Origin of the sequence: Isoptericola sp. NPDC056605, assembly GCF_042792795.1 — a bacterium.
Taxonomy (GTDB): domain Bacteria; phylum Actinomycetota; class Actinomycetes; order Actinomycetales; family Cellulomonadaceae; genus Isoptericola.
In genome coordinates this window covers 1-26886 of the sequence record NZ_JBHTVT010000003.1, presented here as the reverse complement: position 1 = coordinate 26886, position 26886 = coordinate 1, and the positions used below count along the sequence as shown (strand labels likewise).

General features: G+C 74.6%; 27 protein-coding genes. 15 read left to right on the top strand and 12 right to left on the bottom strand.

Features of this window, described 5'->3' with window-relative positions; translation table 11 throughout:
• Window positions 1–111 precede the first annotated feature (111 nt).
• Genes ACFQ8Y_RS04330 through ACFQ8Y_RS04300 form a run of 7 tightly spaced genes read left to right on the top strand, consistent with a single transcriptional unit; the run spans window position 112 to window position 7647 of the window.
• The gene (locus ACFQ8Y_RS04330; protein WP_430562791.1) at window positions 112–3021 is read left to right on the top strand and encodes a Na+/H+ antiporter subunit A; all 2910 of its coding nucleotides are present in this window, start codon (window positions 112–114) and stop codon (window positions 3019–3021) included.
• Window positions 3021–3551 (top strand): Na(+)/H(+) antiporter subunit C, encoded by a 531-nt coding sequence (locus tag ACFQ8Y_RS04325; RefSeq protein ID WP_430551680.1) that lies wholly within the window; start codon window positions 3021–3023, stop codon window positions 3549–3551. Before ACFQ8Y_RS04330 ends, ACFQ8Y_RS04325 begins: the two co-directional genes overlap by 1 nt.
• Window positions 3551–5161 (top strand): Na+/H+ antiporter subunit D, encoded by a 1611-nt coding sequence (locus ACFQ8Y_RS04320; protein WP_430551681.1) that lies wholly within the window; start codon window positions 3551–3553, stop codon window positions 5159–5161. The genes ACFQ8Y_RS04325 and ACFQ8Y_RS04320 overlap by 1 nt, the downstream gene beginning before the upstream one ends.
• A complete protein-coding gene (locus tag ACFQ8Y_RS04315) occupies window positions 5158–5784 on the top strand; it encodes a Na+/H+ antiporter subunit E (RefSeq protein ID WP_430551682.1) in 627 nt (208 codons plus the stop codon). Before ACFQ8Y_RS04320 ends, ACFQ8Y_RS04315 begins: the two co-directional genes overlap by 4 nt.
• Window positions 5781–6182, top strand: coding sequence for a monovalent cation/H+ antiporter complex subunit F (locus ACFQ8Y_RS04310; protein ID WP_430562792.1), 402 nt, complete (start codon window positions 5781–5783; stop codon window positions 6180–6182). Before ACFQ8Y_RS04315 ends, ACFQ8Y_RS04310 begins: the two co-directional genes overlap by 4 nt.
• Window positions 6179–6535 (top strand): monovalent cation/H(+) antiporter subunit G, encoded by a 357-nt coding sequence (gene mnhG, locus ACFQ8Y_RS04305; protein ID WP_430551684.1) that lies wholly within the window; start codon window positions 6179–6181, stop codon window positions 6533–6535. Before ACFQ8Y_RS04310 ends, mnhG begins: the two co-directional genes overlap by 4 nt.
• 23 nt (window positions 6536–6558) lie before the next feature.
• The gene (locus ACFQ8Y_RS04300) at window positions 6559–7647 is read left to right on the top strand and encodes a cation diffusion facilitator family transporter (RefSeq protein ID WP_430584710.1); all 1089 of its coding nucleotides are present in this window, start codon (window positions 6559–6561) and stop codon (window positions 7645–7647) included.
• Window positions 7648–7665: 18 nt separating this feature from the next.
• Here ACFQ8Y_RS04300 and ACFQ8Y_RS04295 read toward each other — a convergent pair whose 3' ends face one another.
• From ACFQ8Y_RS04295 to ACFQ8Y_RS04280, 4 genes are all read right to left on the bottom strand, one after another.
• A complete protein-coding gene (locus tag ACFQ8Y_RS04295) occupies window positions 7666–8205 on the bottom strand; it encodes a methylated-DNA--[protein]-cysteine S-methyltransferase (RefSeq protein WP_430584709.1) in 540 nt (179 codons plus the stop codon).
• Between the two features lie 74 nt (window positions 8206–8279).
• A complete protein-coding gene (locus tag ACFQ8Y_RS04290; RefSeq protein WP_430551687.1) occupies window positions 8280–9860 on the bottom strand; it encodes a DNA-3-methyladenine glycosylase 2 family protein in 1581 nt (526 codons plus the stop codon).
• 62 nt (window positions 9861–9922) lie between these two features.
• Window positions 9923–10915 (bottom strand): alpha/beta hydrolase, encoded by a 993-nt coding sequence (locus tag ACFQ8Y_RS04285; protein WP_430584708.1) that lies wholly within the window; start codon window positions 10913–10915, stop codon window positions 9923–9925.
• Window positions 10908–11978 (bottom strand): LppM family (lipo)protein, encoded by a 1071-nt coding sequence (locus ACFQ8Y_RS04280; RefSeq protein WP_430584707.1) that lies wholly within the window; start codon window positions 11976–11978, stop codon window positions 10908–10910. Before ACFQ8Y_RS04280 ends, ACFQ8Y_RS04285 begins: the two co-directional genes overlap by 8 nt.
• Before the next feature lie 147 nt (window positions 11979–12125).
• Here ACFQ8Y_RS04280 and clpB point away from each other — a divergent pair, with 147 nt between their 5' ends.
• Entirely contained in the window at window positions 12126–14732 is a 2607-nt protein-coding gene (clpB, locus tag ACFQ8Y_RS04275; RefSeq protein WP_430584706.1) for an ATP-dependent chaperone ClpB, read from the top strand.
• Between the two features lie 100 nt (window positions 14733–14832).
• On the opposite strand, the gene ACFQ8Y_RS04270 is transcribed toward clpB, so the two are convergent.
• The 6 genes from ACFQ8Y_RS04270 to ACFQ8Y_RS04245 all read right to left on the bottom strand — a co-directional run bounded on the left by ACFQ8Y_RS04270 (window position 14833) and on the right by ACFQ8Y_RS04245 (window position 19431).
• Entirely contained in the window at window positions 14833–14961 is a 129-nt protein-coding gene (locus tag ACFQ8Y_RS04270; protein ID WP_430584705.1) for a hypothetical protein, read from the bottom strand.
• Window positions 14962–15143: 182 nt separating this feature from the next.
• A complete protein-coding gene (locus tag ACFQ8Y_RS04265; RefSeq protein WP_430551694.1) occupies window positions 15144–16010 on the bottom strand; it encodes a C40 family peptidase in 867 nt (288 codons plus the stop codon).
• A 426-nt stretch (window positions 16011–16436) separates the two neighbouring features.
• A complete protein-coding gene (locus tag ACFQ8Y_RS04260) occupies window positions 16437–17153 on the bottom strand; it encodes a septum formation family protein (protein WP_430584704.1) in 717 nt (238 codons plus the stop codon).
• Between the two features lie 17 nt (window positions 17154–17170).
• Window positions 17171–18061, bottom strand: a complete 891-nt coding sequence (locus ACFQ8Y_RS04255) for an exodeoxyribonuclease III (protein WP_430584703.1) — start codon at window positions 18059–18061, stop codon at window positions 17171–17173.
• A gap of 40 nt (window positions 18062–18101) precedes the next feature.
• Window positions 18102–18887 (bottom strand): MerR family transcriptional regulator, encoded by a 786-nt coding sequence (locus ACFQ8Y_RS04250; protein ID WP_430584702.1) that lies wholly within the window; start codon window positions 18885–18887, stop codon window positions 18102–18104.
• A gap of 22 nt (window positions 18888–18909) precedes the next feature.
• Complete coding sequence (locus ACFQ8Y_RS04245) at window positions 18910–19431, bottom strand: VOC family protein (RefSeq protein WP_430584701.1); 522 nt, start codon at window positions 19429–19431, stop codon at window positions 18910–18912.
• Window positions 19432–19499: 68 nt separating this feature from the next.
• Between ACFQ8Y_RS04245 and ACFQ8Y_RS04240 the strand changes: the two genes are divergently transcribed.
• From ACFQ8Y_RS04240 to ACFQ8Y_RS04225, 4 genes are read left to right on the top strand one after another with little or no spacing between them, the layout of a single operon-like run.
• Window positions 19500–20273: an SDR family NAD(P)-dependent oxidoreductase gene (locus ACFQ8Y_RS04240; RefSeq protein ID WP_430551699.1), complete on the top strand. Its 774-nt coding sequence runs from the start codon at window positions 19500–19502 to the stop codon at window positions 20271–20273.
• Between the two features lie 55 nt (window positions 20274–20328).
• A complete protein-coding gene (locus ACFQ8Y_RS04235; RefSeq protein ID WP_430584700.1) occupies window positions 20329–21630 on the top strand; it encodes a SpoIIE family protein phosphatase in 1302 nt (433 codons plus the stop codon).
• Entirely contained in the window at window positions 21627–22211 is a 585-nt protein-coding gene (gene pyrE, locus ACFQ8Y_RS04230; RefSeq protein WP_430551701.1) for an orotate phosphoribosyltransferase, read from the top strand. Before ACFQ8Y_RS04235 ends, pyrE begins: the two co-directional genes overlap by 4 nt.
• Window positions 22208–23005: a hypothetical protein gene (locus tag ACFQ8Y_RS04225; RefSeq protein ID WP_430584699.1), complete on the top strand. Its 798-nt coding sequence runs from the start codon at window positions 22208–22210 to the stop codon at window positions 23003–23005. Before pyrE ends, ACFQ8Y_RS04225 begins: the two co-directional genes overlap by 4 nt.
• Before the next feature lie 12 nt (window positions 23006–23017).
• On the opposite strand, the gene ACFQ8Y_RS04220 is transcribed toward ACFQ8Y_RS04225, so the two are convergent.
• On the bottom strand, window positions 23018–23233 hold the full coding sequence (locus ACFQ8Y_RS04220; RefSeq protein WP_430584698.1) for a hypothetical protein: 216 nt from the start codon (window positions 23231–23233) through the stop codon (window positions 23018–23020).
• A 58-nt stretch (window positions 23234–23291) separates the two neighbouring features.
• Entirely contained in the window at window positions 23292–24032 is a 741-nt protein-coding gene (locus ACFQ8Y_RS04215) for an HAD-IIA family hydrolase (RefSeq protein ID WP_429735840.1), read from the bottom strand.
• A gap of 103 nt (window positions 24033–24135) precedes the next feature.
• On the opposite strand from ACFQ8Y_RS04215, the gene ACFQ8Y_RS04210 reads away from it, so the two are divergent.
• From ACFQ8Y_RS04210 to fbaA, 3 genes are all read left to right on the top strand, one after another.
• Complete coding sequence (locus tag ACFQ8Y_RS04210) at window positions 24136–24978, top strand: SDR family oxidoreductase (RefSeq protein ID WP_430584697.1); 843 nt, start codon at window positions 24136–24138, stop codon at window positions 24976–24978.
• Window positions 24975–25682, top strand: coding sequence for a TrmH family RNA methyltransferase (locus tag ACFQ8Y_RS04205; RefSeq protein ID WP_430584696.1), 708 nt, complete (start codon window positions 24975–24977; stop codon window positions 25680–25682). Before ACFQ8Y_RS04210 ends, ACFQ8Y_RS04205 begins: the two co-directional genes overlap by 4 nt.
• A gap of 110 nt (window positions 25683–25792) precedes the next feature.
• A complete protein-coding gene (gene fbaA / locus ACFQ8Y_RS04200; RefSeq protein ID WP_429766120.1) occupies window positions 25793–26812 on the top strand; it encodes a class II fructose-bisphosphate aldolase in 1020 nt (339 codons plus the stop codon).
• The last annotated feature ends 74 nt before the right edge of the window (window positions 26813–26886 follow it).

Here is a 26886-nt window from a genome sequence, read left to right as displayed (position 1 = left end):
CGGGGTCGAGCGACCCAGGTCACACCGACCTGTCACCTCGTCAGGGTCGGACCATCGCCCGATGCCGGTAAAGTAAAGCCGACGCCCCGCCCCTCGACCGGACGGAGTGCTGTGCTCTCAGTGCTGCTCTTCACCTTCCTGCTGGCCCTCGCGGCGCCGGCTCTGGTGGCGTGGGTGGGCAGGAGAGCCTTCTGGCTGCTGGCCCTCGGGCCCGCCTCCGCCGCCGCGTACGCGCTGGCGATGACCCCCCGGGTGACCGCGGGCGACTTCCCCACCACCGAGGTCCCCTGGGTGCCCGGGCTGCACCTGTCGATCACCCTGCAGCTCGACACGCTCGCGTGGTTCATGCTGCTCGTGGTCGGCGGCGTCGGTGCTCTGGTGCTGCTCTACTGCTCCGCCTACTTCGCCCGCGACGCCCTCGGGCTCGGCCGGTTCGCCGCCGTGCTCACGGCGTTCGCCGCCGCCATGGTCGGCCTCGTCGTCGCCGACGACCTGCTGCTCCTGTTCGTGTTCTGGGAGCTCACCACCGTCTTCTCCTACCTCCTGATCGGCCACTACGCGGACCGCAAGGCCTCCCGCCGGGCGGCCATGCAGGCGATCGTCGTGACGACGGCGGGCGGCCTGGCCATGCTCGTCGGGCTCATCATCCTCGGCGTCGTGGGCGACTCCTGGCGGGTCTCCGAGCTGGTCGCGAACCCGCCGTCGGGCACCGCGGTCACCTGGGCGGCGGTGTGCCTCCTCGCGGGCGCCGCCACGAAGTCCGCGCTCATCCCGTTCCACTTCTGGCTCCCCGCGGCGATGGCGGCCCCGACGCCGGTGTCCGCCTACCTGCACGCGGCGGCCATGGTCAAGGCGGGCGTCTACCTCGTGGCGCGCTTCGCCCCGGCGTTCGCCGACCTGCCCGTCTGGCGCTGGCTGGTGCTGGTCCTGGGCGGCGGCACCCTGCTGCTGGGCGGCTACCAGGCGCTGCGGCAGCACGACCTCAAGCTCGTCCTCGCGTTCGGCACCGTCTCCCAGCTCGGCCTGATCGTGCTGCTCCTGGGGCTCGGGAGCAAGGCGCTGGCGCTCGCCGGCCTCGCGATGCTCGGGGCGCACGCCATGTTCAAGGCCGCGCTGTTCCTCGTCGTCGGCGCGGTCGACGTCGCCACCGGCACCCGCGACCTGCGCAAGCTGTCCGGGCTGTGGCGCACGATGCCGTTCACCGCCGTCGCGGGCGTGCTCGCCACGGCCTCGATGATCGGCTTCCCGCCGTTCGCCGGGTACGTCGCCAAGGAGGCCGCCCTCGAGGGGCTGTGGCACGACGTCACGCACGGCGCCGGCGCCGTCGAGTGGATCGCCCTCCTCGCGGTGGTCGTCGGGTCGGCGCTCACCGTCGCCTACGGGCTGCGGTTCGCGTGGGGCGCGTTCGGCACCAAGCGGCGTCCGGGCGTCGCCGCGGCCGGCGTCCCGGCCACGACCCGCGACGCCGCGGCGGAGCCCGCGCCCGCGACGCCGGTGCGCCGCCAGCCGTGGCTGCTCGTCACCCCGCCCCTCGTGCTCGCGGTGCTCGGCCTGGCGGTGGCGCTCGTGCCGGCGACCGGGGAGCGGCTGCTCGCCCCGTACGCGGACCGCTACCCGGGCGGCGAGCCGGGCCACCTGACCCTGTGGGGCGGCTTCACGCCGGTCCTCGCCCTCACCGTGCTGGTGCTGCTCGCCGGCGCCGTCCTCTTCTGGCAGCGCGCCCGCGTGGAGAAGGCCCAGGACTTCCTGTGGTCCCCGCGCTCCGCCGAGGTCACCTACCGGCGCACCATGCGCCGGCTGGACGACCTCGCGGCCGACGTCACCGCCGCCACCCAGCGCGGTTCGCTGCCCGTCTACCTCGGCGTGATCCTCGTGGTCCTCGCCGTCGCGCCGGGCACCGTCATCGCGTCCGGGCTGCTCAACGGCCATCCGCGGACGGAGCTCGTGCTGTGGGACCGGCCCGCCGACGCGGCGGTCGTCGCGGTCGTCGTCGTCGCCTGCGTGCTCGCCGCCCGCGCGCGTCGGCGCCTCAAGGCCGTCGTCCTGGTGGGTGTCGCCGGGTACGCCAACGCGACCCTGTTCATGCTGCACGGCGCCCCCGACCTCGCCCTCACGCAGGTGCTGTGCGAGACGATCACGCTGGTCGTCATGGTGCTGGTGCTGCGGCGCATGCCCCCGTACTTCACGGACCGGCCGCTCGCCGCCAGCCGCTGGCTGCGGCTCGCGCTGGCCGTGGTGACCGGCGTCGTCATGATGGCGTTCACCGTCGCCGCGCCGCTGGTGCGCGTCGCCGAGCCGATCAGCACCCACTTCCCCGACGAGGCCTACACGTGGGGCGGCGGCAAGAACATCGTCAACGTGACCCTGGTCGACATCCGCGCCTGGGACACCGTCGGCGAGATCTCCGTGCTGCTCGTCGCGGCGACGGGCGTCGCCTCGCTCATCTTCCTGCGGCAGCGCAGCGGCGAGGTGCTGCGGCTGTCCCGCGTGGACGAGGTCAGCAGGTCCGACCCGCACACGCGCCGCGTGTGGCTCGCCGCGGGCAGCACGCTGGAGCCGGAGCGCCGGTCCGTCCTGTTCGAGGTCGTGACCCGCGTGATCTTCCACGCCATGATCGTGTTCGCCCTGTTCCTGCTGTTCAGCGGGCACAACGCGCCCGGCGGCGGCTTCGCGGCGGGGCTCGTGGTGGGCATCGCGTTCGCCGTGCGGTACCTCGCGGGCGGGCGGTACGAGCTGGGCGAGGCGGCGCCGATCAACCCCGGTGTGCTGCTCGGCACCGGCCTGTTCCTCTCCGCCGGCGTGGGCCTCGCGACGCTCGTCGGCGGCCAGGAGGTGCTGCAGAGCACGATCCGCAACCTGAGCATCCCCGTCCTCGGGGAGGTGCACCTCGTGACCTCCCTGTTCTTCGACATCGGCGTGATGCTCGTCGTGGTCGGCCTCGTGCTCGACCTGCTGCGCACGCTGGGCGCCGAGATCGACCGCCAGGACCCCCGACCCGCACGTGAGGAGGTCGAGGTCTGATGGTCGTCCTCGAGAACACCCCGCCGGCCATCCTGGTGCTGGCCATCGGCGTGCTGTTCGCCACCGGCGTCTACCTGCTGCTGGAGCGCCCGCTCACCCGGGTGCTGCTCGGCTTCGTGCTCATCGGCAACGGCGTCAACCTCATGCTGCTGGTCATGGGCGGCCGGTCGGGAGCGTCGCCCATCATCGGCAACGCCCCGGACGGCGTGCGCATGAGCGACCCGCTCGCGCAGGCGATGGTGCTCACCTCGATCGTCATCACCCTCGCACTCACCGCGTTCGTGCTGGCCATGGCCTACCGGTCGTGGCAGCTGCACGGCCACGACGAGGTCGCGGACGACGTCGAGGACCGGCGCGTCGCCCGGCACGCGGCGCTCAACGCCCCCGCGTTCGAGGACGCGGACGACACCGAGCCCGACCGGACGCTCGACGAGGAGGCCGCCGACGTGTACGACGACGTCGACGACAGCGACGGCGACGACGGTCACCGGGCCCCGCACGGCGCCGCCGGCCACAAGGAGCGCCCCTGATGCCCTGGGACTCCGCCACGCTGGTGCCGCTGCCGGTCATGCTGCCGCTCTTCGCGGCGGGGCTGACGCTCGCCCTGCACCGGTACGCCCGCGTGCAGCGCATCATCAGCGTCACCGCGCTCGCCGCCGCGCTCGCCGCGTCCGTCGGGCTGCTCGTCGCCGCGGACGGCGGGCCGATCGTCGTCGAGGTCGGCAGCTGGGCCGTGCCGGTCGGCATCGACCTGGTGGCCGACCGCATCTCCGCGGTGATGCTCACCGTCTCGTTCGTGATGCTGCTGTGCGTGCTCCTGTACTCCCTGGGGCAGGGCGTGCCCGAGGGGGAGGACGACCCGGGCACCACGCGCGGCGACATGATCCCCGTCGCGATCTTTCACCCGACGTTCCTCATCCTGGCCGCCGGCGTCGCGAACGCGTTCCTCACCGGCGACCTGTTCAACCTCTACGTCGGGTTCGAGATCCTGCTCGCGTCGTCCGCGGTGCTGCTCACCCTGGGTGGCACGGCCGAGCGCATCCGCGCCGGGTCGGTGTACATCATCGTCACGCTGGTCTCCTCGCTGCTCTTCCTCACCGCGATCGCGCTGATCTACGGCGCGACCGGCACGGTGAACATGGCGCAGCTCGCCGAACGGCTGCCGGAGATCGACCCGACCGTGCGCACGGCGCTGCAGCTCCTGCTGCTGCTCGCGTTCGGCATCAAGGCCGCCATCTTCCCGCTGTCCGCGTGGCTGCCGGACTCCTACCCGACGGCGCCCGCGCCGGTCACCGCCGTGTTCGCGGGCCTGCTCACCAAGGTGGGCGTGTACTCCATCCTGCGCACGCAGACCCTGCTGTTCCCGGACAACCCCACCGTGGACCAGGTGCTCATGGTGCTGGCGCTGCTCACGATGGTCATCGGGATCCTGGGCGCCGTCGCGCAGAACGACGTCAAACGTCTGCTGTCGTTCACCCTGGTCAGCCACATCGGCTACATGATCTTCGGCATCGCGCTCGCCACCGAGGCGGGCACGGCGGCGGCCATCTACTACGTGGTGCACCACATCTCCGTCCAGACGGCGCTGTTCCTCGTCGTGGGGCTCGTCGAGTGGCGGGGCGGGTCGACGTCGCTCGACCGGCTGGGCGGGCTCGCCAAGCTCGCGCCGGGGCTCGCGGTGCTGTTCTTCGTGCCCGCGCTCAACCTGGCGGGCATCCCGCCGCTGTCCGGGTTCCTCGGCAAGGTCGGCCTGCTCACGGAGGGCGCGACCGTGGGGACCGGGCTCGCATGGGTGCTCGTCGTCGGGTCGGTCGTGACGTCGTTGCTCACCCTGTACGCGGTGGTCAAGGCGTGGAACAAGGCGTTCTGGCAGGCGCCGTCGGAGGAGATCGAGTCCGACGTGCCGCTGCCCCGCGGGATGGTGCTGCCCACCGGCGCGCTCGTCGCGTTCGGCCTGCTGCTCACCGTCGCCGCCGGCCCGCTGTACGGCTATGCGGAGCGCGCCGCCACCGCGTCGATGGACGGCCACAGCTACGTGGACGCGGTCTTCCCCGACGGCGCGGACCGCGGCCGCGGCGAGTCGGTCGTCGTGGGCGACGACACCGACGCCGACGCGGACCAGGGAGGTGGGCACGGATGAGCCCGCAGTCGCGCCGACCCGCCCACCTGCTGCGCCGGCTGGGCTCGCAGTGGCACGCGCTCGTGCTGCTCACCGCCGTGTGGGTGCTCCTGTGGGGCGACCTGTCGTGGGCGAACGTCATCGCGGGTGCCGTGATCGCGAGCGCCGTGCTGACGTTGTTCCCGCTGCCGGCCATCGACATGCAGGGCACCGTGCGACCGTGGCGGGCCGTCGTGCTCGTGGCGCGGTTCGTCGCCGACCTGTTCGTCGCCTCCTTCGAGGTGGCGTGGAAGGCCGTCCGGCCGGGCCCGGCGCCGCACGGCGCCATCGTCGCCGTCCGGCTGCGCAACCCCGAGGACGCCTACCTCACCATCACGGCGGTGATGTCGTCGCTGGTGCCGGGGTCGCTGGTCGTCGAGGCGCGCCGCAGCACCGGCGTCGTCTACCTGCACGTGCTCGACATCGACGGCTCCGGCGGCGCGGAGGCCGTGCGCCGCGACACGCTGGCGCTCGAGGAGCGGGTGCTGCGCGCGTTCGCGAGCGACGCCGTGCTGGCCCGGTGCGGGCTGGCACCCGGTGACGCCGCCGCGGCCCTCGACGCCGCGGCGACGCCGCCGTCCGGGCGAGGGAGGGGGGACGCATGATGCTCGCCGCCGTGATCGCGGCCGCCGTGCTCGTGGCCGTCGCCGCGCTGCTCGCGCTCGTGCGGGTGGAGCGGGGTCCGTCGATGCTCGACCGGGCCGTCGCGCTGGACACCCTGACCGTCACGCTCGTGTGCGCCATCGCGATCGAGGCGATCTGGTCGCGACGCACGGAGACCATCCCGATCCTCGTCGCGCTGTCGATGGTCGGCTTCGTGGGCTCCGTGACGATGGCCCGGTTCGCCGCGAAGGAGCCCGAGGACGAGGGCCGCGTGCGGACGCCCGAGGAGGTCGCCGCCCAGGCGCGTGCCGCGGACGTGCCGCGGGGCGAGCAGCGGGACGGCGCGCGCGCCATCGATGCCGAGGACGACGCCGAGAGCGCGGGAGGTGCGCCGAGATGACCCACGTCGACCCGGGTGTGTGGACGACGGTCGCCGACACCGTCGCCGCGGTGTGCCTGCTCGCCGGGGCGTTCCTGACGCTCGGCGCGGGGCTGGGCCTCGTGCGCTTCCCGTCCCTGCTGGCCCGCATGCACACCGTCACCAAGCCGCAGGTGCTCGGCCTCATCCTCCTGCTCACGGCGCTCGCGCTGCGGGTGCGCAGCTGGTCGGCCGTCGCGATGCTCGTGCTCGTCGTGGCGTTCCAGCTCGTCACGTCGCCCGTCGCCGCGCACATGGTCGGCCGGGCCGGGTTCCGCACGGGCAAGGTCGACCCCGAGGACCTGCGTCCCAACGAGTTCGGCGAGCCCGACTGACCCACGGCTGGTAGACCGGGCGCATGGCCCCTGCCGAGCCCGGACCCGATCGCGAGCCCGACCACGTCGCCGCGCCGGACCTTTCCGCGACGCCGGACCCGTTCGAGGCGCTGAGCCGCCCGGCCGACACCGAGCCGGGCGCCGTGCCGCCGGAACCCCTCGCGAGCCCGCGCGTCGTGCAGGACGCGCACGCCGGCGGCGAGAGCACCGTCACCGTGATCATCGCGTTCGCCGCCAACGCGTTCGTCGCCGTCGCGAAGTCCGTGGCCGCCACCATCACCGGGTCGGCGTCCATGCTCGCGGAGGCCGTGCACTCCTGGGCGGACACCGGGAACGAGATCTTCCTGCTCGTCGCCGACCGCCGCTCCCGGCGTCCCGCCGACCGCGAGCACCCGCTCGGCTTCGGCCGCGAGGCCTACGTGTGGTCGATGTTCGCCGCGATCGGGCTGTTCGCCGTCGGTGCCGGCGTGTCCATCACGCACGGCATCCAGGAGCTGGTGCACCCCGAGCCCGCGAGCGACTTCGGCGTCGCGTACGCCGTGCTCGGCCTCGCGTTCGTGCTCGAGGGCTTCTCGTTCCTCCAGGCCAGCCGGCAGGCGCGCGCCGAGGCGAAGAAGGCCGAGCACGACGTGCTGCACCACGTGCTCGTCACCTCCGACCCGACGCTGCGCGCCGTCTACGCGGAGGACGCCGCGGCCCTCGTCGGCCTCGTCGTCGCGTTCGGGGGCGTGCTCGCGCACCAGCTCACGGGGTCGCCGGTGCCCGACGCCGTCGGATCGATCGTCGTCGGCGTCGTGCTCGCCGTCGTCTCCCTCGTGCTCGTCGACCGCAACCGGCGGTTCCTCGTCGGGGAGGCCGCCCGGCCCGAGACGCGGGCAGCCGTGCTCGCGCACCTCGTCACGATGCCGCAGGTGGAGCGGGTCACCTACCTGCGGCTCGAGTACGTGGGGCCGAGGTCGCTGTACCTCGTGGCCAGCGTCGACCTCAGCGGCAACGAGCCGGAGGAGACGGTCGCGCGGCGCCTGGACGACCTGGAGCGGGCGGCGACGCGGGTCCCCGTCATCGCCGGTGCGGTGTTCACCGTGTCCACGCCCGAGGAGCCCTCGCTCTGACCGGCCCCGGCCCCGGGATCAGCCCGCGTGCCGCGCCTCGTGGGCGAGCAGGCTGCGCTTGACGTCCAGGCCGTACCGGAAGCCGCCCAGGCTGCCGTCGGTGCGCAGCACCCGGTGGCACGGCACGAACAGGGCGGCGGCGTTCATCGCGCACGCGCCCGCGGCCGCGCGGACCGCGGCGGGACGGCCGGACAGCTCCGCGTACCGCGTGTAGGTGACGGGGTCGCCGGCGTCGACGGTGCGCAGCACGTCCCACGCGTGCGCGCGGTACGGGCCGGAGACCTGGCGGACGGGGACGACGTCGATCGCGTGCACGTCGCCGGCGTAGTACGCGCGCACCGCCGCGACGGCGCCGGCCACCGCGGGGTCGTCGTCGGGCACGGTCGTGGTGGCCGTGGGACGGACGTCGGGGTGGACGAGGCCGACCAGGGAGTCGGCGTCCGTCGTCCAGCCCGACGCGAGGACCGTGCCGTCCGGGTCGACGACGACGGTGAACGGGCCGTCGGGGGTGCTCAGGGTGGTGGTGCGGGCGGTGGGGACGGTGGTCGTGGCGGTCATCGGAACCTCCGGGGTCTGGGGTGGGTGGGTGCCGAGCATGCGGCTGCGCTCGGACTGACGGCTGGGAAGGTGCGCTACCGCATGCTCGGCGGCAGGGCGGCGCGCCACAGGTGCAGGGCGGCGTACGAGCGCCACGGCGCCCACCGCTCGGCCCGGGCGGCCAGGGCACGCGAGCGCGCCGTGCGCGGGGCGTCGTCGGGCAGGCCGAGGTCGACGCCGGCCGCGGCGGCGCCCGCGAGGAGCGCGACGTCGCCGTCGAGCCAGGAGTCCGGGTCGCGCAGCACGCGCATCGCCACGTACGCGGCGGTCCACGGCCCGATCCCGCGCCGCGCGACGAGCGCGGCGCGCAGGGCCTCGCCGTCGTCGCCCACCCCGACGGCGAGGGTGCCGTCGTCGAGGGCGCGGGCGGTGTCGACGACCGTTGCGACCGACCGGGCGGGCAGGCGCAGGTGGTCCGCCGCCGCGGCCGCGACCTGCGCGGCCGTCGGGAACAGGCGCGTGAGCCCCGGCACCGCGGAGTCGTACGGGGTGCCGGCGCCGGCCGCCAGCCGGCCCAGGTGCGTGCGCGCGGCGGCCACGCTGATCTGCTGGCCGACGATGGCGCGCACCACGATCTCGTGCGGGTCCACCGTGCCGGGCAGCCGCAGACCGGGCGTGCGGGCGACGAGCGGGGCCAGCGCGGGGTCGTCGGCGAGGGCGGTGTCGACGGCCGCCGGGTCGGCGTCCAGGTCGAGCAGCCGGCGCAGGCGGGCGACGGCCACCGAGACGTCGGCGGCGGACGCGAGCTCCAGGCGCACGGCGACCCGGCCGGGCCCGACGCCCGGCCCCGCCAGGACCTCCGCCGCGCCCGGCCCGTGGGGGAGCCGCAGCGTGCGGGCGTACCGGACGTCGTCGCCGTCGAGGTCCGCGACCTCCACGCCGTCGACGGCGCGCGCCGCGAGGAAGGCGACGACCCCGCGGGCGTCGAACGGCTCGCGCACCGGCAGCTCCAGGTCGAGGCGGACCCGCGCGACGTCGGCGCCGTGACCGCCGTCCGTCGCCTGCCGGAAGGGGTGGTCGGGGCGGGCCCGGCGGCGGCTGCGCGCGCGCAGCTCGCTCGGCGCGACGGCGAAGACCTCGGTCATCGTGTCGTTGAACTGGCGGATCGAGCCGAACCCGGCCGCGAAGGCGACGTCCGCGAGCGGCAGGTCGGTGCCGACGACGAGGCTGCGCGCGGTCTGCGCGCGCTGCGCACGGGCCAGGGCGAGCGGGCCGGCGCCGAGCTCTGCGGCGAGCAGGCGGTGCACGTGCCGCGCGCTGTACCCGAGGCGGGACGCGAGCCCGTCCGTGCCCTCGCGGTCCACCACGCCGTCGGCGATCAGGCGCATCGCGCGACCGGCGAGGTCGTGCCGCAGGTCCCAGGCGGGCGTGCCGGGCGCGGCCTCGGGCAGGCACCGCTTGCAGGCGCGGTAGCCCGCCTCGTGCGCCGCCGCCGAGGTGAGGTAGAAGGTGACGTTCTCCGGCTTGGGCGTGCGCGCCGGGCAGGAGGGGCGGCAGTAGATGCCGGTGGACCGCACCGCCGTGAAGAACTGCCCGTCGAACCGGGTGTCGCGCGCGGCGATGGCGCGGTAGCGCTCCTCGAACTCCCGTGCGTCGGGGCGGGCTGTCGTCGTCATGTCCCCATCCTCACGCGCCCCACCGACCAGGTGCTAGCGGGAATCGGACACGACCGTGGGCGCTAGGGGAGAGCCTCGATCCAGTCGAGGACGGCGGCGAGGTAGGCGTCGCGGGCGGGCCGCGGTGACAGCGCCAGGTCGTGGGTGCCGCCCGCGACCGTGCGCACGGTGACGTCGCCCCCGAGCCGCCGCGCCCGTTCGCGCATGTGCGCGACGTCGAGCACGGTGTCCGTGGTGAGGTGCTGGTCCGTGGTGGACCGGTCGGAGGTCAGCACCAGCACCGGGATCCGGAGCCCCAGGCCGCGCGCGAGGCGGCGCTGCGCGCGCAGCACCGACCGCAGCCAGGCGGCGCGGACGGCGAACGGCTCGTGCGGCTTCCACGCCGCGTCGAAGTCCCACTCGCCGCCGTGGGCACGGTGCAGGGCCCGCGCGTAGTCGTCGTCGAGGTGGTTCACGACGGCGCGCGGCGCGACGACGCCGAGGGCCTCGACGAGCGCGGTGGCGGCCACCCGCACCGGGCGGGGCTTGTTGAGCTGGACCCAGGGGCTGTTGAGCACCAGGGCGTCCGCCCGGCCCGGGCGGGCCGCGGCCCACAGCGGGGCCACGAGCCCGCCCGTGGAGTGGCCGAGCACCACGAGCCGCTCGTGCCCCGCGGCCCGGACGACGGCAGCCGCGGCGTCGAGGTCCTGCGCGTACACGGCGATGTCGCGCACCTGGTTCGGGTCTCCGCCGGCGGCCACCTGGGCGTCCCAGGCGCGCCCGTGCCCGCGCAGGTCGACGGCGTAGAACGCGAGCCCGCGCCCGGCGACGGCCGCCGCGAGGTGCGGGTGGAAGAAGTAGTCCGCGAACCCGTGCACGTACAGCACCGCCGTGCGCGCGACGGCGCCGCGAGGTCCCGGCGTGCCGTCGTCAGCCGGCGTGGACGGCACGTGCCGCACCAGCACGGCCTCCGCGCCACCGGGCAGCGGCAGCGTGCGCGCCCGGAACTCCGGGCCGAGGACGTCCTCGCGCCACGCCCCGGGTCCGGGGAGCGGCGCGGCCGGCGCCTCAGGCACCCTGCGCGGGACCGGACGGACGGTCCTCGTCGCCGGGGCGGTCGTCGGGCGTGCCCGTGACGTCGGGCTCGGCGTCGGGCTCGGTGGCGCCGCCGGCGGGCTCCTGCCGGACCGTGTCCTCCTCGCCCGGGCGGCCGGGCTCCAGCGGCTCGGCGACGGGGCCGGTCGTGGGGCCGGCGGGCGCGGCGGTCTCGGGCGCGGCCTCCGGCTCGAGCGGCTCGGCGACCGGGCCGGTGGTCGGCTCGGCGGGCGGGGCCGCGGGGGTGCCGAAGACCTGCTCCTCCGGCGTCGGGCCGGCGGCCGGCACGGCCCCGGGGGCGGCCTGCGCGGCGAACGCGGCGTCGCCCGTCGCGGTGCCCGTGACCGTCGACGTAGCGGGACGGCGGTTGTTCCGCACGACGAACCACACGACGAGGCCGATGACGACCAGCCCGACGACGAGGCCGACGATCCACCACGGGAAGCTGCTGCCGGCGGTGGCCGAGCCGACCGCGTGGATCTCGGTGTTCTCGCCGACCTTCGGCGTCCAGGTGACGGTGTTGCCGTCGACGGTGCCGGTGGCGTCGCTGACCGGCCCGGGGAACGTGACGGCGAGGCGGACGTCGAAGGCGTCCTGCACGTTCTGCGGCAGCGACTCCAGCTGGTCGGCGCCCTCGGAGAGGTCCATCGTGCCGTCCACGACGTAGTCGTCGCCGTCGCGGGTGATGGTGAGGTCCTCGCCGCCCTCGCCGGAGATCTGGCTGATCGGGGCGTCGGTGAAGGTGTACCTGGTCCCGGTGTACTCGTCGTCGGAGTACGGCTCCTGGGACGTGCCCTCGGGCAGGTTCTGGGAGAGCTCGCCGCCGGCCTGCTTCCACAGCTCGCCGGGCTCCATCCCCATGGTCTCGGCGAGGCTGTTCGAGACGGCCATGACGATCGAGCCGGAGACGGTGTCGTCCTCCGACAGCGTCATGTCCATGTCGACCTTCATGCACCCGGCGAGGGCGAGAAGGCCGACGGCGGCCAGGGCCGCCGCGATCGCGGTGCGGAGGCGGCGCACGGGGCCGCGGGCTGGAGTGGTCACCGGCCCAGCATCCCGCAGCGGCCGCCGGGGAGCCACCTGGCACCCCGGGCGCCTTGCGCTCAAAGTTGAGCGGAATAGACTCAACTTTGGCGACGTTCCCCCGACAGGAGTCTGACCCGTATCACCGCACGTCATCCCGGAGGTCCCATGGACATCAAGCTCACGACCATGTCGCAGCAGGCGCTCGGCGACGCCGTCCAGTCGGCGTCGGCCGCGGGCAACCCCCAGCTCGAGCCGGTGCACCTGCTCCAGGCGCTGCTCCAGCAGAGCGGCGGCGTCGCCGTCGGCCTGCTCGACGCCGTCGGCGCGAACGCCCAGCAGATCGGCCAGCGCGCCCGCGCGGCCCTCGTCGCCCTGCCGCAGGCGAGCGGCTCCGCCGTCGCGCAGCCCGCGCCGTCGCGCGCGATGAGCGCCGTGCTGGAGAACGCGGGCAAGGAGGCCGAGGCGCTCGGCGACGAGTACGTCTCGACCGAGCACCTGCTCATCGCGCTCGCCGCCGGGCAGTCCGCCGCTGCCCAGGCGCTGACCGAGGCGGGCGCGACCGCCGACGCCCTGCGCGCGGCGCTGCCCGCCGTCCGCGGCTCGTCCCGCGTCACCAGCCCCAACCCCGAGGGCACGTACAAGGCGCTGGAGCAGTACGGCAGCGACCTCACGCAGCGCGCCCGCGACGGCAAGCTCGACCCGGTCATCGGCCGCGACTCCGAGATCCGGCGCGTCGTGCAGGTGCTCAGCCGCCGCACCAAGAACAACCCCGTCCTCATCGGCGAGCCCGGCGTCGGCAAGACGGCCGTCGTCGAGGGCCTGGCGCAGCGCATCGTCGCGGGCGACGTCCCGACGTCCCTGCAGGGCAAGCGCCTCGTCGCGCTCGACCTGGCGGGCATGGTCGCGGGCGCCAAGTACCGGGGCGAGTTCGAGGAGCGCCTCAAGGCCGTGCTCGAGGAGATCACCGCGTCGGACGGCGAGGTCGTCACCTTCATCGACGAGCTGCACACCGTCGTCGGCGCGGGCGCCGGCGGCGAGGGCGCCATGGATGCGGGCAACATGCTCAAGCCCATGCTCGCCCGCGGCGAGCTGCGCCTGGTCGGGGCCACGACCCTCGACGAGTACCGCGAGCACATCGAGAAGGACCCGGCCCTCGAGCGCCGGTTCCAGCAGGTGTTCGTCGGCGAGCCGTCCGTGGAGGACACCGTCGCGATCCTGCGCGGGCTCAAGGAGCGGTACGAGGCGCACCACAAGGTGACGATCGCGGACTCCGCGCTCGTCGCCGCGGCCGCGCTGTCCGACCGGTACATCACCGGTCGTCAGCTCCCGGACAAGGCGATCGACCTCGTCGACGAGGCGGCGTCGCGCCTGCGCATGGAGATGGACTCCTCGCCCGTCGAGATCGACGAGCTGCAGCGCGCCGTCACGCGCCTCGAGATGGAGGAGGTCGTGCTCAAGGAGTCCGACGACGCCGCCTCCACCGAGCGCCTGGAGCGCCTGCGCGCCGACCTCGCGGACACCCGCGAGCAGCTCGCCGCGCTCACCGCGCGGTGGGAGTCGGAGAAGGCCGGCCACAACCGCGTCGGCGACCTGCGCGCCCGCATCGACGAGCTGCGCACCGAGTCCGACCGGCTGCAGCGCGAGGGCGACCTCGAGTCCGCCGCCCGCCTCCTGTACGGGGAGATCCCGCAGGTCGAGCGCGAGCTCGCGGAGGCCGAGCGGGCCGAGGCGTCCCAGGAGGCGGACGAGGCCCAGGCTCACGAGGCGCCGATGATCGCCGACAAGGTGGGCTCCGACGAGATCGCCGAGGTCGTCTCCGCCTGGACGGGCATCCCCGCTGGGCGCCTGCTGCAGGGCGAGTCCGAGAAGCTCCTGCACATGGAGGACGTCATCGGCGAGCGGCTCATCGGCCAGACGGCCGCCGTCCGCGCGGTGTCCGACGCCGTGCGGCGCTCGCGGGCCGGCGTGGCCGACCCCGACCGTCCGACCGGGTCGTTCCTCTTCCTCGGCCCGACCGGCGTCGGCAAGACGGAGCTCGCCAAGTCGCTCGCGGACTTCCTGTTCGACGACGAGCGCGCCATGGTGCGCATCGACATGTCCGAGTACTCGGAGAAGCACTCCGTGTCGCGGCTGGTCGGCGCCCCTCCGGGGTACGTCGGCTACGAGGAGGGCGGCCAGCTCACCGAGGCCGTGCGGCGGCGCCCCTACTCCGTCGTCCTGCTGGACGAGGTGGAGAAGGCGCACCCCGAGGTCTTCGACATCCTGCTCCAGGTGCTCGACGACGGACGCCTCACCGACGGCCAGGGCCGCACGGTCGACTTCCGCAACGTCATCCTGGTGCTGACGTCGAACCTGGGCTCGCAGTTCCTCGTCGACCCGGCCCTGGACGACGACGCCCGCCGCGAGGCCGTGATGGCCGCCGTGCGCGCGTCGTTCAAGCCGGAGTTCCTCAACCGGCTCGACGACGTGGTGATCTTCGACGCGCTGAACGTCGAGGAGCTCGGCGAGATCGTCGACCTCCAGGTCGCGGCGTTCGCGAAGCGCCTGGCCGACCGGCGCATCACGGTGGACGTCACGCCTGCCGCGCGCGAGTGGCTGGCGCTGGAGGGCTTCGACCCGGCGTACGGCGCCCGCCCGCTGCGCCGCCTGGTGCAGCGCGAGATCGGCGACCGGCTCGCCAAGGAGCTGCTGTCCGGCGCCGTGTCCGACGGCGGCACCGTCGTCGTGGACCTCGACCCGGACGCCTCCGGCCTCAGCGTCACGCCGAGGTAGCTCGAGGCCCGCCGAGGTAGTTCCGAGCCTGCCGAGGTAGTTCGTGACCCCGTGTCACGAACTACCTCGGCACGTCACGCACTACCTCGGCGGGGCCGGGTCAGCCGATGGAGGCCTGCGGGCCGGCGCCCGCCCGCACGAGCGACGGCACGTCGGCCGCCGGGTCGAGCGTGTACGGGTAGGACGACGCGGGGTCGAAGGCGGTTCTGCAGCACCATCCTCGTGCCACCGCCCGGACGACAAGGAGCTCGACTTCTTCGACAACGCCGACGACGGCGTCGACGGTGGGGCATCGAGGGCTGGCACGGCAACGGGGCGGCTTCACCCTGGGCGGCGGGGATGGGGAACACAGGCGTCGAGCCCCCGACCTCGCGTGACGGAGGCCGGGGGCTCGACGGGTGCTTCGGGAGGTCAGACCGCCTTGCTGCTGACCCGGATGAACGTCGGGTTCGACTGCCAGATGCTGCGCTTGACGACGCCGACGCGCGGGTTGCCGGCGTCGATCTGCTTGCCGTTGCCGATGTAGATGGCCACGTGGCCGGGCGACCAGATCAGGTCGCCGGGCTTGGCGTTCTTGCGCGAGACCTTCTTGCCGACGTGCTTCTGCGCGGACGACGTGCGCGGCAGCTTCTTGCCGATCGCCTTCTTGTACACGTAGGAGGTGAAGCCGGAGCAGTCGAACGAGCTCGGACCGGTGGCGCCGGAGACGTAGCGGGCGCCGACCTTCGTCTTCGCGATCGCGACGACGGGCGAACCGGCGCGCTTCGCGGTCGCGGTGACGGCGGACGTGCCGACCTTGCGGAGCTTCGAGCTGCTCGGCAGGACGAAGATCTGCATCTTGTTCTTGCCGACCTTGTGCATCGACCAGTTCGGGTTGAAGGTCGCCTTGCCCTTGTGCAGCGTGCGGGTGGAGACCGACTTCCCGTTGACGAGGAGCTTGGCCTTCCCGGCCACGGCCTTGCCGGACCGGGTGGCGGTCACGGTGTAGGTCGGGCGCTTCGAGGCGCTCATGTGCTTGACGACGGTCTTCTTCCGGGCGACCTTGAGCGTGACGGTCGACTTGTAACCCTTGGCGGCCTGCACGGCCACCGAGCCGAGGTTCGCGGAACCGACGTTCGCGGAGGTGGCGCCGGTGGCGGCGGACGCGTGGGGGGCGACGGCGACGAGACCGCCACCCGTGAGGGCGCCGGCGACGGCGAGGGCGATGATCGCCCGGCGGGGCCGGCGAGCGGCCGCGGCGGCGGTGCCGGGGCGCGCGGAGGCAGGGGACGTGGACATGGGGCGTGACCTCCAGCCTGCGAGATGAGCTGTCGGGTGAGGCCGAGATCGTTGGCCCGCCACCAGAGGTGGCTGAACCCCAAGGCCGGGAGCGTCCGGGCGGTGTGTCCGGGCGGCCGGCCGGAAGTGGGTCTCCCGCTGCTGCCGTGAGGTTCGTGGTCACCGGGACGCCGGCAGCACTCGGCTGCGTCCCGGTCGGCCGGCACCCGTGGCAGGTGCGGTCGAGGGACGCTAACCCCGCGGACCCTTCGAGGTCACGTTCCGATAACAGGCCCCGCGTGTCGCTGGCGCGGGGGACGGTGGGCATCCGTGCTGGACGAGTCCGGTCAACCCGGAGCGAACCGGACGCGGTCGCGTGATACCGGATGTGACCAAGATCACTGTAAGAATCCACCCGTGGGGGGATATCGGAGACGTCGACCGTCCTCAGGCCAGCAGGTCGACCGTTCCGGGAGTCTCCGACACCGCGACGCACAGCCCTGTGCGGTCGCCGGCCGCCCAGCCGGCCTCCGACGGGGTGAGGACGACGAAGGTCAGCCCCTCCGCGTCGCGGCCCGCGGCGCCCAGCAGCCCGGGGCCGCAGTCGGCGGACGCCTTGCGCACCAGCGCGTCGTGACCGGGCCACACGGCACCGGCCGCGGAGTCCGTGCGCCCCACCACCTGCGCCTCGTGCTCGCCCGCGCACGGCACGACGGTCACCCGGCCGACGCCGCCGGGCGGCAGGTGCCGCAGGCAGGACCCGAGCACGAGCTGCGCCGCGTTCACCTCGCGCGCCCCGGTCACCGCGGCCGGCACGGGCGCGGTCGCCCGGTCGCGTGCCGTCGTGACCCCGATCGCGACGGCGCCGCCGACGACGGCGAGCGCCACCACCGCCACGGCCGCGCGACGCACGCCGCGGTGCGCCCGGGCCGAGGCGCCGCCTTCGGCCCGGGGCCGTGCGCCGTCGCGGGGCGGGGGCGCGCCGTCGTCGCCCGTGCCCGGCAGGCCCAGGCCGGCGAGGCCGTCCGCGGGCAGCACGCCCGCCGGCGTCGGCGCGGCGAAGACCGGCTCGGCGGGGGTCGGCGCGGCGTCGGGTGCCGGGTCGGGTGCAGGGTCGGGTGCAGGGTCCTGCGCGCGGTCGTGCGGGTTCGGGTCCTGGGTCACGACGTGCTCCGTGCGCGTCAGGCCGGGTCGGCGAGGTCGAGGATCACCGGGACGTGGTCGCTGGCGCCCTTGCCCTTGCGCTCGTCACGGTCGATGGCGACGCCGGTGACGCGCTCGCGCACGGCGGGGGAGGCGTAGGCGAAGTCGATGCGCAGACCCTTGTTCCGGGGGAACGCGAGCTGCTGGTAGTCCCAGTACGTGTAGGTGTGCTCGGCGGGCAGGTGCTCGCGCGTCACCTCGGTGTAGCCGGCGGTCGCGAACGCCGTGAAGGCCTCCCGCTCGGCGGGGGTCACGTGGGTGTGGCCCTCGAACGCGGCCGGGTCGTAGACGTCCGTGTCGAGCGGGATGACGTTCCAGTCGCCGACCAGCGCGACCGGGGTGCGGGGATCGGCGGCGAGCCAGCCGGACGCGGCGTCGCGCAGCGCGCCCAGCCACGCCAGCTTGTACGCGTAGTGCGGGTCGCTGATCGCGCGGCCGTGCGGCACGTACAGGGACCAGACGCGCACGCCGCCGCAGGTGGCGCCGAGGGCGCGCGCCTCGATCGGCGGCGGCACGTCGAGCAGGGTGGCCGGCGCCTCGTCGGGCGTCGGGTCCGGGGCCTCGTCGGGTGCGCCGGCCGGTGCGGCGTCAGCGGCCGCGGCGGGCTTGGCGAACCCCGGCTGGCCCGGGAAGGACGTCTCGACGTCGGTGATCCCGACCCGGGACGCGATGGCGACGCCGTTCCACGCCGAGTGCCCGGTGTGCGCCACCTGGTAGCCGGCGGCCTCGAACGCCGCGTGGGGGAACTGCTCGTCGCGGCACTTGGTCTCCTGGATGGCGAGCACGTCCGTGCCCGAGCGCTCCAGGAAGGCGATCACCCTGTCGACGCGGGCACGGACGGAGTTGACGTTCCAGGTCGCGAGGCGCACGGGCGCCAGGCTACCGGCGGTCGCCGACGCCCTCGGGAGCTCATTCCCACGTCGCCGTGTCGGGGTCGACGCCGTGCGTGCGGGCACCGGCGTCGATGACCTCGCGCAGCCACGCCGTCAGGCCGGGGCGGCGTCGGTCGTGCTGGGCGGTGAAGTCGGGGTCGGCGGCGTACATGCGCCCGATGACGACGTGCATCGAAGGTGTGACGTCGAAGTAGGCGCCGAGCGACGCACGATGGCGCTCGGCCAGGGCGTCGGCCTCGGCACTGCCGGGCGTGACGCCGCGGCCGAACGCGTCCGCGAGGTCGTCGAGGACGCGTTCGGCCTCGGCGGCGACCTCCCGCCACTCCTCGGGGGTGCGCTCGGCCGACCGCTCCGCGAACTGGGCCCACTGGTCGGTGTCGCCCCAGCGTGCGCGGGCCCCGGCCGCCCACGACGGCTGCCAGTCGGCGCCGAACAGGGCGACCTGCTCCTCGGGGGACAGCAGGACGCCGCGCTCGCGCGCCTCGACCAGCCGGTCGAGGGCGTCGGCCGCACGCTCCAGCCGGCACAGCCGCTCCCGCACGAGGTCGCGCTGGCGGCGCAGGGACGCGTCCGCGCCCTGCGGGGAGTCGAGCAGCGCGCCGATCTCGTCGAGCGGCACGCCGAGCTCGCGGTACAGGACGACGCGGTGCGCGCGCGCGAGGTCCGACGCCGTGTACAACCGGTAGCCCGCGGCCGTGCGCGCCGACGGGCGGACCAGGCCGACGGCGTCCCAGTGGTGCAGCGTCCGGACCGTGACGCCCGCGGCCCGCGCCGCGGCGCCGACGGTGAGGCGGGTCGTCATGGCGACCAGTCTGCCCGCCGCATCAGCCCTCGGCGCCGAAGCCCAGCTCGTCGCGCACGGTCTGCGCCTCCGGGCCCGCCGGGTCCCACGGGCGGGCGGCGGTCATGACGACGCGCGTCCGTTCGGGGGTCACGACCTCCAGGTCGAGGGTGCCCCACGGCTGCAGCCGAGGGCCGCTCGCCGACCCGGGCGCGACGCGCTCGCACGCGGCCGCGATCTCGTCGATCTCGCCCTGCACGCACGAGAAGCTCACGCTCAGGGGGCCGGCCTCGGCGGCGGGCGTCGCGGGCACGAGCAGCACGTCCTGGAACGCCCACCGGCGCAGGTGCACCACCGTGCCGGGGGCGGCGAAGAGCTCGAAGAAGCCGAGGCCGCGCACCCAGAAGTCGGTGGAGGCCTCGAGGTCGGCGGTCGGGACGTTGACGAACATCGGCATGCCGTAGATGCCGCGGAACTGCTCCGGCGGCTGCACGCCGGGGCCGGGACGCGGCACGGGGCCGATGCTGAACGCGGGGAAGAACGCGGGGGAGGTGGTGTCGGTCATGCGGCCAGCGTGGGCCCTCACGTCGCGTGAGGGTCAACCCCGCCGCGTCCGCCCTCTAGGCTGCCCCCATGGGTACCGCGCTCGTCACCGGCGCCACCGCCGGCCTCGGTCTGGAGTTCGTCTGGCAGCTCGCCACGGCGCGACACGACGTGGTCGTGGTCGCGCGTGACGCCGACCGCCTGGAGCAGGTCGCCGCGCAGGTGCGCGCGGCGGCGGGCGTGCGGGTGGAGGTGCTGCCGGCGGACCTGTCCGTCAAGCAGGACCTGGAGCGGGTCGCGGCGCGGCTCGCCGTCACCGGCGACGAGGAGGGCGACGACCGGCGCCCGGTGGGCCTGCTCGTCAATAACGCCGGGTTCGCGACGGCGCAGTCCTTCGTGCGCGGCGATCTCGCCGTCGAGCTCTCCGCCCTGGACGTCATGGTCCGGGCGGTGCTCGTGCTCTCGCACGCGGCCGCCGGGCAGATGACGGGCCGCGGGCGCGGCGCCATCCTCAACGTGGGCTCGATCGCCGCGCTGACCGCCGGCGGCACCTACGCCGCGGCGAAGGCGTACGTCCGGTCGTTCACGGAGGGCCTGGCCGTCGAGCTCAAGGGCACCGGCGTCACCGCCACGGTGGTGAGCCCCGGGTTCGTGCGCACCGAGTTCCACGACCGGGCGGGCGTGGACATGTCCACGATCCCGGACGCCGGCTGGCTCGACGCCCCGACCGTCGTCTCCGAAGCGCTCGCGGACGTGCGGCGCGGGGTCGTCCTCTCGACGCCGTCGGTCCGCTACAAGGCGGCCGCGGCCCTGCTGCGCCTGGCCCCGCGCGCCGCGGTCCGTGCCGTCGGCAAGTACCGCTGACCACGGCCTGCACCGAGGCTGGGCGAGATCCGGCCGCCTGCCCCACGATGGAGATGTGATCGGGGGGCAAGCACCTGCGACGGACACCGGGGACGGTCGGAGCGCCCTCCCCGGCGGCGACGCGCTGGACTACCGCGACCTCTTCGACGCGCTGGCCGTGCCGAAGATCGTGCTGGACCCCGACCTCGTCGTGCTCGACGCCAACCGCTCGTACACCGAGCTGCTCGGCATGCCGGTGGACGCGCTGGTCGGGCGCACGCTGGCCGACGCGCTGGCGCAGGTGCCGGGCGGCCCCCCGCCCGTGCCCCATGCCATGGACGCCATCGCCCGGTGCCTGCGCACGGGCATGCCCGAGGTCGTCGAGCCGACCCGGTGGGACCTGCCCGACCCACGCACGGGCAAGACGGGACCGCGGTACTGGATGCTCCTCGCGCTGCCGGTCACGCGTGCGGGCGACGCCGCCGTCCGTGCCGTCGTGGTCCGGGTGGAGGAGGTCGACGCGGCCGACGTCGAGGGCACCGACGGCTACGCCACACCGGAGCGCTTGTCGTGGCACAGCACGGTGGCGCGCATGCGGGCGAACGCCGCCGCCGAGCGCGACGCGGCAGTCACCCTGCAGTCCTCGGTGCTCATCCCGCCGCCGAAGGTCCCCGGCCTCGCCGTGGACGTCCGGTACCAGCCGGCCAACCGGATCACGCGGGTGGGCGGCGACTGGTACGACGTCGTGCTCCGGGAGTCGGGTCGGGCGGTGCTGGTCGTGGGCGACGTGGCGGGGCACGACGTCGACGCGGCGGCCACGATGTCGCACCTCAAGGGCGTGCTGCGCACCGTCGCGGTCGAGGACGACGCGGGCCCTGCCGCGATCCTCGACCGGGCCGAGCGCGCCGCCGCCGTGCTGCGCATCGAGGCGTTCGCGGCGATCACGGTCGCCGTCGTCGAGCCGCCCGCGGCCGACGGGTCGCGGCGCGTCACCTGGGCCCGCGCCGGGTCCCTGCCGCCGCTGGTGCGGCGTGCCGACCTCGGCGCCGAGCTCCACGGCGAGCGTCCTGGCCGGCTGTTCGGGCTGCGGCTGCCCGAGGCGCGGCCGGAGTCGACCCTCGTGCTGGCACCCGGCGCGTCGCTGCTGCTGTTCACGGACGGCCTCGTCGAGCGGCGGGGCGAGCCGCTGGTGGACTCCCTGGAGCACCTGCGTGAGGACGTGGAACAGGTGGTGGACGCGCGGCTCGAGCGGCTGGCCGACTGCGTGCTGGCGCGGAGCACGCCGATCCGGGGTGCCGACGACGTGGCGGTGGTCGCGCTCCAGGTGGACGGCGCCCCCGCGGTCGGGCCCGAGGCCGTCGGTACGATGACCGGGTGACCTCCTCGGATACCGCCTTCGGCCCCACGCCCCGCGAGCAGCTGCGCGACCTCATCACCGAGCTCGCCGTCGTGCACGGCAAGGTGACGCTGTCCTCCGGCAAGGAGGCCGACTACTACGTCGACCTGCGCCGCATCACGCTGCACCACCGCGCCGCCCCGCTGGTGGGCCACGTGCTGCTCGACCACCTCGAGGAGGTCGGCCTCGGCACGGCGGAGGTGGACGCCGTCGGCGGCCTGACGCTCGGCGCCGACCCGATCGCGGACGCCCTGCTGCACGCCGCGGCGTCGCGCGGGCAGGACCTCGACGCGTTCGTCGTCCGCAAGGCGGCGAAGGCGCACGGCATGCAGCGGCAGATCGAGGGTCCCGAGGTCGCGGGCCGCAAGGTCGTGGTCCTCGAGGACACGACGACGACCGGCGGGTCGCCCATCACGGCGATCGAGGCGCTGCGCGCCGCGGGCGCCGAGGTGCTCGGCTGCGCCACGATCGTCGACCGCGCCACCGGCGCCGGCGAGAAGATCGAGGCCCTCGGCGTGCCCTACCACTACCTCTACGACCTGGCCGACCTGGGCCTCGCGTGAGCGGACCGGCCGCGCGACGGCCGAGCCCGGCGCTCCTGGTCGCCCCGATGGCCGTCGTCGTCGCGGCGGCCGTGCTGGCCGGTGTCGGCGTGATCGACGTGTGGGTCGCGTACGTGCTGGTGCCGCTGGCCGCCGTCGTCGGCGGGCTGGTCTACCTGCGGGCCCAGCGCCGCTTCGTCGTGCGGCGGGGCGAGGACGTCGACCGGCTCGTCGCGGCCGGGCGGTGGACGGCGTACGGCGGCGCCGGGCAGCCCGACGTGCCACGCGACGTGCGGTCGTTCCCGAAGCGCGAGCCGCTCGCGAGCGACGTCGGGCACACGATCGGCGAGGTGCTGCGCAGCCGGGTGGACGGTCGAGACCTGTGGACCCTCGAGCTGGGCGTGCAGCGCCGCTCCGCCGGCACGATCACCGAGACCGGCGCCCGGGAGTCCGGCCCGGCGACCCTGACCGACCCGTACCACCTGGTCGTCACGCGCCTCGACCGCGCGCACGGCACGGTGGAGGTCTCCGCCGCAGGCGTCCCCGACGCGCTGCGGGCCGACGTCGAGGTCGGCGTGCCGGACTTCGACCGCGCGTTCCGCGTGAGCTCCGAGAGCGAGCGGACCGCACACGCGTGGCTCGGCGACGGCGGCGGCGCGGACCTCGCCCGCCAGGGCGTGGGCGCGCTGCACGGCGGCCGGCTGCGGCTCGACGGCGACACCCTGCTGTGGTGGCGCAAGGGTCACCAGGACCTGGACGTCGTCGACGACGTCGCCCGCCTCGTCGCGCGGGCCGCGGCGTACGCGCCGCGCTGACCCGACGGTGCGTCAGCCGCGGCGGCGCCCGAGCAGGAACCCTGCGCCCAGCCCCACCAGCAGGGTGCCCAGCCCGAACAGCACCCACATCAGCACCCACCTCGACGTCCCCGGGACGAACGCCGTGTCGGAGAGCGGGGCGTACGCGAACCAGCCGAACGACGCGTAGCCCACGGGGCGGGTCAGCACCCAGGCGATCATGCCGGCGCCGACCAGGATCGAGAGCACCGCGGTCCAGGTGCCGCGTCGTCTCCGGGAATCCCTTGGCCTGGGGACCGGTGCGTCGTCAGACACGGCCGATGAGGTCCGCGATGGAGTCGACCACGTGCGACGGGCGGAACGGGTAGGTGTCGACCTCGGCCGCCGAGGTGGAGCCGGTCATGACCAGGAAGGTCTCGAGCCCCGCCTCGATACCGGCGACGACGTCGGTGTCCATGCGGTCGCCGATCATCGCCGTCACCTCGGAGTGGGCGTCGATGCGGTTGAGGGCGGAGCGGAACATCATCGGGTTCGGCTTGCCCACGTAGTACGGCGAGCGGCCGGTGGCGGCCTGGATCATCGCGGCGACCGCGCCCGTGGCGGGCAGCGGGCCCTCGGCCGACGGCCCGGTGGTGTCCGGGTTGGTGGCGATGAAGCGGGCGCCGTCGCGCACGAGGCGGATCGCCTTGGTGATGGCCGTGAACGAGTAGGTGCGGGTCTCGCCGAGCACCACGTAGTCCGGGTTCGACTCGGTGAGCGTGTACCCCGCCTCGTAGAGGGCGGTGGTGAGGCCGGCCTCGCCGATCACGTACGCCGAGCCGTTGGGGATCTGGTCGGTGAGGAACTGCCCGGTGGCCAGCGCGGACGTCCAGATCGCCTCCTCCGGCACGTCGATGCCCGACGTCGCGAGGCGGGCGCGCAGGTCGCGCGGCGTGAAGATCGAGTTGTTCGTGAGCACGAGGAACGGCCGCTCCGCGTCGCGCAGCGCGCGGATGAACTCCGGCGCCCCGGGGATGGCCTGCCCCTCGTGCACGAGGACACCGTCCATGTCGGTCAGCCAGCACTCGATCCGTCGTTCGCTCACGCGCCAACCCTAGTGCGCGGGCCGCGCGTGTGCGTGGGCGTCCGCGTGCGTCGGCCAGGATGGGCGCATGACGACGATCGTGGTGGTGGGCGGGACCGGCCAGGCGGGCCGGGCCGTCGTGCGCGAGGCCGGGGCGCGGGGGCACGACGTGCGCGTGGTGTCGCGGCGGCGCCCGGAGGACGTCGCGGAGCTGGGCGGGGCGGCGCACCACGCGGTGGACCTGCTCGCGGACGACGACGCGGCCGTGAGCGCGGCGCTGACCGCCGCGTTCGACGGCGCCGACGCCGTGGTGGACACCAGCAACGGCATGACGCCCGGCGCGCAGGCCGTGTTCACGACCGGTGCGCGGCGGGTCGCGGAGGCGGCCGGCCGCGCGGGCGTGGGCCGTGCGGTCGTGCTGTCGATCGCGGCGGTGGACCAGAGCGAGTACCCCTACTACCGCGCGCACGCCGAGCAGGAGCGCGTGTACGCGGCCGGGCCCGCGCCGGTGACGGTCGTGCGGGCCACCCAGTTCCACGGGTTCCTCGACCTCTTCTTCGGCCGCGGCAGCCGCCTCGGCGCCTGGTCGCGGCTCGGGCTGCTGCCGTACCCGCGCGGCTGCCGCTTCCAGACGATCGACCTGCGCGACGTCGCCCGCGCGCTCGTGGACGCGGCCGAGGGCGAGGACCCGCTCGGGGTCGGGCCCGCCACGGGCCCCTCGGGCGCGCCGACCGCCACCGTCGGCGGGCCGCAGGTGCTCGACGCGCGGGCGATGGCGGACGCGTGGCGGCGGGCCCGCGGCTCCCGCCGGCTGCCGGCGGGGGTGCCGCTGCCCGGGCCGCTCGGGGACTTCCTGCGCGCCGGGCGCAACCTCGTGCCGGACGCCGCGGCGGGCACGACCACCTACGACCAGTGGCTGGCCGGGCGGTGACCGGGACCGGGCGCGAGCCCGAGCGCGAGATCGAGCGCGAGGTCGGCGTCGGCCCGTGGCCGGGCGGCCCGTCCGCGTGGCCCCGCCGCGCGGACGGTGCGCCGGACCCGCGCTACGACCCCGAGCTGCTGGAGCACGGCGACCGCCGCAACGTCGTCGACCGCTACCGGTACTGGACCGTCGAGGCCGTCGTCGCCGACCTCGACGTCCGTCGCCCCGACGGCCGGGAGCTGCACGTCGCCATCGAGAACTGGGCGCACGACCTCAACATCGGCTCCGTGGTGCGCACGGCCAACGCGTTCAACGCGGCCGGGGTGCACGTCGTCGGCCGACGGCGGTGGAACCGGCGCGGCGCGATGGTCACCGACCGCTACCTGCACACCCACCACCACCCGGACGCGGCGGCGCTCGCCGCCTGGGCGGCGTCGGAGGACGGCGGGGCCGGCCTGCCCGTGATCGGCATCGACAACGTGCCCGGGTCGGTGCCGCTGGAGGCCTCCGACCTGCCCGCCCGCTGCGTGCTGCTGTTCGGCCAGGAGTCCACCGGCCTGACGCCGGAGGCGCAGGCGGTGTGCGCCGACGTCCTGCACATCACCCAGCACGGCTCCACGAGGTCCCTCAACGCGGGCGCCGCGGGCGCGATCGCGATGCACGCCTGGGCGTCGCGGTGGCTCCCTCCGTCTCACGGAGCCGACGGCATGTGACTCTCATGACCCGGACGTGAGAAAATCCGGTTGCATGCGGGTCGCACGGCGCCCGTCGCGACGAAGCATCCCGCTGCATCCTCGTACGCCCCGTCATTGGAGTACCGCAGATGCCTATCGCAACCCCCGAGGTCTACGCCGAGATGATCGACCGGGCGAAGGCCGGCAAGTTCGCCTACCCCGCCGTCAACATCACCTCGTCGCAGACCGTGACCGCCGCTCTCCAGGGCTTCGCCGAGGCCGAGTCGGACGGCATCATCCAGGTCTCCGTGGGCGGCGCCGAGTACGCGTCTGGCTCCACCGTGAAGGACCGCGTCGTCGGCTCGCTGGCCCTCGCGGCCTACGCCACCGAGGTCGCGAAGAACTACTCGGTGAACATCGCGATCCACACCGACCACTGCGTCAAGAAGAACCTCGACTCCTGGGTGCGTCCGCTGCTCGCCCTCGAGGCGGAGCAGGTGAAGGCCGGCAAGAACCCGACCTTCCAGTCGCACATGTTCGACGGCTCGGACATCCCCCTGGACGAGAACCTCGTCATCGCCGCCGAGCTGCTCGAGCTCTCGCAGGCCGCGCGCACCATCCTCGAGATCGAGGTCGGCGTCGTGGGCGGCGAGGAGGACGGCCACGAGGCCGAGATCAACGAGAAGCTCTACACGACGGCCGAGGACGGCCTCGCCACCGTGCGCGCCCTCGGCGCCGGCGAGAAGGGTCGCTACCTCACGGCCCTCACCTTCGGCAACGTGCACGGCGTGTACAAGCCGGGTGCCGTGAAGCTGCGCCCGTCGATCCTCGCGGACATCCAGAAGGCCGTCGGCTCGGAGATCGGCAAGGAGAACCCGTTCGACCTCGTGTTCCACGGCGGTTCGGGCTCCACGGCCGAGGAGATCTCCGAGGCGGTCGACAACGGTGTCATCAAGATGAACATCGACACCGACACGCAGTACGCGTTCTCGCGTCCCGTCGCGGACCACTTCTTCCGCAACTACGACGGCGTCCTCAAGGTGGACGGCGAGGTCGGCAACAAGAAGGCCTACGACCCGCGCGCCTGGGGCAAGCAGGCCGAGGCCGGCATGGCCGCCCGCATCGTCGAGGCCGCGCAGCAGCTGCGCTCCGCCGGCCACAAGATGTGACCTGCCACCTCACGCCGAGGTAGCTCGAGACTCGCCGAGGTAGTTCGAAGGGCGGCCCGCACCAGGTGCGGGCC

What these genes read in the sequence shown, in the direction of transcription:
- ACFQ8Y_RS04325 (WP_430551680.1), top strand. Translation starts at nt 3,021, where the DNA reads ATGGTCGTCCTCGAGAACACCCCGCCGGCCATCCTGGTGCTGGCCATC.
- ACFQ8Y_RS04320 (WP_430551681.1), top strand. Translation starts at nt 3,551, where the DNA reads ATGCCCTGGGACTCCGCCACGCTGGTGCCGCTGCCGGTCATGCTGCCG.
- ACFQ8Y_RS04315 (WP_430551682.1), top strand. Translation starts at nt 5,158, where the DNA reads ATGAGCCCGCAGTCGCGCCGACCCGCCCACCTGCTGCGCCGGCTGGGC.
- ACFQ8Y_RS04310 (WP_430562792.1), top strand. Translation starts at nt 5,781, where the DNA reads ATGATGCTCGCCGCCGTGATCGCGGCCGCCGTGCTCGTGGCCGTCGCC.
- mnhG (WP_430551684.1), top strand. Translation starts at nt 6,179, where the DNA reads ATGACCCACGTCGACCCGGGTGTGTGGACGACGGTCGCCGACACCGTC.
- ACFQ8Y_RS04300 (WP_430584710.1), top strand. Translation starts at nt 6,559, where the DNA reads ATGGCCCCTGCCGAGCCCGGACCCGATCGCGAGCCCGACCACGTCGCC.
- ACFQ8Y_RS04295 (WP_430584709.1), bottom strand. Translation starts at nt 8,205, where the DNA reads ATGACCGCCACGACCACCGTCCCCACCGCCCGCACCACCACCCTGAGC.
- ACFQ8Y_RS04290 (WP_430551687.1), bottom strand. Translation starts at nt 9,860, where the DNA reads ATGACGACGACAGCCCGCCCCGACGCACGGGAGTTCGAGGAGCGCTAC.
- clpB (WP_430584706.1), top strand. Translation starts at nt 12,126, where the DNA reads ATGGACATCAAGCTCACGACCATGTCGCAGCAGGCGCTCGGCGACGCC.
- ACFQ8Y_RS04265 (WP_430551694.1), bottom strand. Translation starts at nt 16,010, where the DNA reads ATGTCCACGTCCCCTGCCTCCGCGCGCCCCGGCACCGCCGCCGCGGCC.
- ACFQ8Y_RS04250 (WP_430584702.1), bottom strand. Translation starts at nt 18,887, where the DNA reads ATGACGACCCGCCTCACCGTCGGCGCCGCGGCGCGGGCCGCGGGCGTC.
- ACFQ8Y_RS04245 (WP_430584701.1), bottom strand. Translation starts at nt 19,431, where the DNA reads ATGACCGACACCACCTCCCCCGCGTTCTTCCCCGCGTTCAGCATCGGC.
- ACFQ8Y_RS04240 (WP_430551699.1), top strand. Translation starts at nt 19,500, where the DNA reads ATGGGTACCGCGCTCGTCACCGGCGCCACCGCCGGCCTCGGTCTGGAG.
- ACFQ8Y_RS04215 (WP_429735840.1), bottom strand. Translation starts at nt 24,032, where the DNA reads ATGGACGGTGTCCTCGTGCACGAGGGGCAGGCCATCCCCGGGGCGCCG.
- ACFQ8Y_RS04210 (WP_430584697.1), top strand. Translation starts at nt 24,136, where the DNA reads ATGACGACGATCGTGGTGGTGGGCGGGACCGGCCAGGCGGGCCGGGCC.
- fbaA (WP_429766120.1), top strand. Translation starts at nt 25,793, where the DNA reads ATGCCTATCGCAACCCCCGAGGTCTACGCCGAGATGATCGACCGGGCG.